Origin of the sequence: Pseudoalteromonas sp. BSi20429 (assembly GCF_000238895.1) — a bacterium.
In the GTDB taxonomy this organism is placed as follows: domain Bacteria; phylum Pseudomonadota; class Gammaproteobacteria; order Enterobacterales; family Alteromonadaceae; genus Pseudoalteromonas; species Pseudoalteromonas arctica.
This window is the reverse complement of the sequence record NZ_BADV01000078.1, coordinates 1-3,969: the sequence shown is the minus strand read 5'-3', so window position 1 is coordinate 3,969 and position 3,969 is coordinate 1. Positions and strand designations below refer to the sequence as shown.

The 3,969-nt window shown below is 38.0% G+C and carries 3 protein-coding genes; 2 read left to right on the top strand and 1 reads right to left on the bottom strand.

The features are described 5' to 3' along the window. Positions 1 to 68: 68 nt before the first annotated feature. The gene (locus P20429_RS04710) at positions 69 to 1,013 is read left to right on the top strand and encodes a regulatory signaling modulator protein AmpE (RefSeq protein WP_007585429.1); all 945 of its coding nucleotides are present in this window, start codon (positions 69 to 71) and stop codon (positions 1,011 to 1,013) included. A 95-nt stretch (positions 1,014 to 1,108) separates the two neighbouring features. On the opposite strand, the gene tyrS is transcribed toward P20429_RS04710, so the two are convergent. Continuing rightward, positions 1,109 to 2,308 (bottom strand): tyrosine--tRNA ligase, encoded by a 1,200-nt coding sequence (gene tyrS, locus P20429_RS04715; RefSeq protein WP_007585427.1) that lies wholly within the window; start codon positions 2,306 to 2,308, stop codon positions 1,109 to 1,111. A 322-nt stretch (positions 2,309 to 2,630) separates the two neighbouring features. Between tyrS and P20429_RS04720 the strand changes: the two genes are divergently transcribed. Then, positions 2,631 to 3,944, top strand: coding sequence for a peptidoglycan DD-metalloendopeptidase family protein (locus tag P20429_RS04720; protein ID WP_007585425.1), 1,314 nt, complete (start codon positions 2,631 to 2,633; stop codon positions 3,942 to 3,944). The last annotated feature ends 25 nt before the right edge of the window (positions 3,945 to 3,969 follow it).

The window sequence follows — 3,969 nt, the reverse complement described above, 5'->3', positions numbered from 1 at the left end:
CAGCATCAATCAACTCATCTAAAATGGTTGTCGCACTTTTAGAAAAGCTAACTGCAGTGTCTCTGTAAATGCTTAGCAATATTGTTCAAAACCACTTGGACTTTATTGCCTTCATACTAGCGCTCCTTGCTGAGCGCTTTATTCCCCTTATTAGCTGGTATCATCCTAATACAGCGTTAAATGCTGTTTTTAGTGCTATTGGCAAGCGCATATACAAAAGCAAAGAACCTAAAAGCTATCAATATTTGGCAGCTATACTCGCAAGCACGCTCATTTTAAGTGTCATTCTCATTATTGTAGTGCTACTACTCGAGTTTACTTTTTACCCTGAATTACTCGCAGGTCTTATTTTATACTTATGCTTAGAAAGTAAGAGTATTGATAAAAAAGCACTTCGCATTGCAAAGCTAACTAAACAAAATCAAAAATCGACAGCACGCGAATTACTAAAACCACTGCTTGCCCGTGAAGTTAATAGGCTTTCATCTCCTGGTATTATTAAAGCATTAATTGAAAGCTTAATACTGCGCACTGCTCGATACTATTTCGTAGTTATATTTATATTTTTAGCCTTTGGCCCTATTGCTGCCCTCGCCTATCGATTGCTTACTTTAATACAACAAGCCTGGCGTAGTGATATATCCCCAAATAGCTACTTTTTAAAACCGCTTAAAACTCTCTTGTTTATTATTGAGTATATTCCAATGCGCTTACTCGCTTTAACTATTGCAGCAAGTAGAGCGAGCAAACAAAGCATGCACTACATAAAGCATTATGGCAGACATTTTTACCAAACAAATACAGGTTGGCTACTAAGCACATGCTCTGCATCACTTGGTGTGCAGCTGGGCGGGCCTGCAGTTTATTTAGGTACTCGCTTTAATAAAATGCGTATTGGTACTGATAGACTACCTACACCCGAGGATGTACCTGTAATAATTAATAGATTAAATCAGGCGCGTGTATTTTGGTTGTTAGTAATTGTAAGTATTGAAATATTAAAAGTGATTTAGTGACTATTTAGTGACTACCTCGTAACTAATTTTTCAGCCAAAATACGAGCACAAAAAAACCAGCCTAGGCTGGTTTTTTAGTTTTCAAACGGTATTTAAGCTACAGTGATGTTTGCAAACTTACGTTTACCTACTTGGTAAATAGCTGTTGTGCCTTTTGCTATTTCAAGTTTGGTGTCAGTGATTTTATCTTCACCGTTAAGTTTAACTGCACCTTGCTTAATCATACGCATTGCTTCTGATGTACTTACTACTAAATTTGCTTCTTTAAGCAAGTTAGCAATTAAAATAGTATCTTCTGCAATAGTGATTGTCAGCTCTGGGATTTCATCTGGTAACGCTTTTTTCTGAAAACGCTGAATAAAATCATCATGTGCACCTTGTGCATCAGCTTCACTATGAAAACGAGCAATTAGCTCTTTAGCTAGTTCAATTTTAATATCGCGCGGGTTAGTACCTTGCTCAACACGTTCTTTTTGAGCTGCAATTTCTTCAATAGAAAGCGCGCTTAATAAATCGTAATAACGCCACATTAGCACATCACTAATTGACATTATTTTACCAAACATATCGTTAGGCGCATCAGTAATACCAATGTAGTTACCAAGCGACTTAGACATTTTTTGAACGCCGTCAGTACCTTCAAGTAATGGCATCATTAATACTGTTTGCGGCTTTTGGCCTTCAACTTTTTGTAGCTCACGGCCCATTAACAAGTTAAAGCGCTGATCAGTACCGCCTAGTTCAACATCTGACTCTAGTGCAACCGAATCCCAACCTTGTACCAGTGGATATAAAAACTCATGAATTGCAATTGGTTGACCGCTGCCGTAACGCTTTTTAAAGTCATCACGTTCAAGCATGCGCGCTACTGTTTGGTTAGCAGCAAGTTTTATCATACCTGCAGCGCCTAACTTTTCCATCCAAGTAGAGTTAAATGCAACAGTGGTTTTAGCAGGATCTAGAATTTTGAATACTTGTTCTTTATATGTTTCGGCATTGGCTAGTACGTCTTCGCGAGTAAGTGGTTTACGCGTTACGTTTTTACCTGTTGGGTCACCAATCATGCCAGTAAAGTCACCAATTAAGAAAATAACCTCATGACCTAAATCCTGAAAGGTTTTCATTTTATTAATTAGTACAGTGTGCCCTAAATGTAAATCAGGGGCTGTAGGATCAAAGCCAGCTTTTATTTTTAGCTTTTTGCCCGACTTTAGTTTTTCAACTAGTTCGTCTTCAATTAATATTTCTTCTGCACCGCGTTTTATCTCTGCTAGAGCGGTTTGTAAATCCACTTTGTGTTACTCCAAAATTCTGCCTACGAAGGGGCGGACTAGTTACTTGTAATCACGGTTTAATATAGGTTTAAACCGAATATATATATGTAGCTAACATAACAAATTTCTACCTAATTAAAATAACTTTTTAAGTTATTAATGCAACTAAACAAAATGAATTGAGTCTTAGTTAGATAGGACGTTAAAAAAGGCTTCCTAACCCTGATTTTAGCGTAGTTTAAGGTTAGTTTAAATCTACAAAGCACTAGTATTCGTACATTATTAAGTATATCCTGCAATATTATGTATTTATTATCTTGACAGCAGAAAAAGGCACGTTATGGTTCACGTGGTTAACACTCTCCCAAAAAAACACAAATTGCTTATTTTAGGTTTAGTTTCTGCTATTGCCGGCTTGGCATTTCTTCCTTCTGAAAAAGCGACTGCTTCTAAAGACAATAATGCAGATGCATTAGAGATAGGCAAGCGCTATGAGTTACAAGTTAAAGTTGATGACAACGAAAAATTAACTGAGTTAAATTCAGAGCAAGCAGCAGAAAAGTTACCAGAATACGACTTTGTCGATCATAAAGTTAAAAATGGCGACAATTTAGCAATTATCTTCAAACGTGCTGGTTTTTCAGCTCAAACGCTCCATAAACTAATTAACACTAACGCAGAAACGCGCAAGCTAACTAAAATTCACCCCGGTGAAATACTTAGCTTTGCGACAGCTGAAGATGGCTCTTTGGCTCAACTGCGCTATGTGATTTCAAAAACCGATACTTTATTTGTTACCTTAAACGAAGAAGGTAACTACGATACAGCTATTGATAGTAAAGAAATTGAAACGCTAACTAAAACCGCTGGCGGCGAGATATCTAACAACTTTTGGACTTCAGCAATAGCGGCAGGTTTAAGCGAACGTCAAATAATGAACTTTGCTGACATATTTGGTTGGGATGTTGATTTTGCAAACGACATTCGTAAAGGCGATGTGTTTGGCTTAATTTACGAGTCTCATTATGTTGATGGCGAGTTTATTGGTACCGGTAAAATTATTGCCGCTGAATTTGTAAACCAAGGTCAGCGCTTTGCAGCGATTCGCCATACCGACGGCAATTTTTATACGCCTGAAGGGCGTAGCATGAAAAAAGCATTTTTACGTGCACCTGTAAGCTTTAAGTATATTAGTTCGAGCTTTAATCCTCGTCGCTTACACCCAGTTACTGGGCAAGTTAGAGCGCACCGTGGTATCGACTTTGCGGCACGCACTGGCACACCGGTGGTTGCATCAGGTAACGGTAAGGTAGTTAAAGCGGGTTACAGCAAGTACAACGGTAACTACGTATTTATTAGCCATGGCACACAATATGTAACTAAGTACTTACACCTAAATAAGAAACTAGTTAAAACGGGCCAAAAAGTTAAACAGGGCCAACAAATTGGTACTGTAGGTTCTACGGGTCGTGTTACTGGCGCGCATTTACACTATGAATTTTTAGTAAATGGCGTTCACCGTAATCCTAAAACAGTAAAACTTCCTAAGTCAGAGCCATTACCTCGCTCAGAACTTGCTAAGTTTAAACCGATTGCAGATAACTTTATTGCCCAACTTGAGCGCAATCGCGAGCTACAGTTAGCACTTAAATAAAGTTTATTAATAAACATTAAAAAAG

Bases quoted from the DNA above. Each gene is read 5' to 3' on its own strand.
- P20429_RS04720 (WP_007585425.1), top strand. From the start codon at position 2,631: ATGGTTCACGTGGTTAACACTCTCCCAAAAAAACACAAATTGCTTATT.
- P20429_RS04710 (WP_007585429.1), top strand. From the start codon at position 69: ATGCTTAGCAATATTGTTCAAAACCACTTGGACTTTATTGCCTTCATA.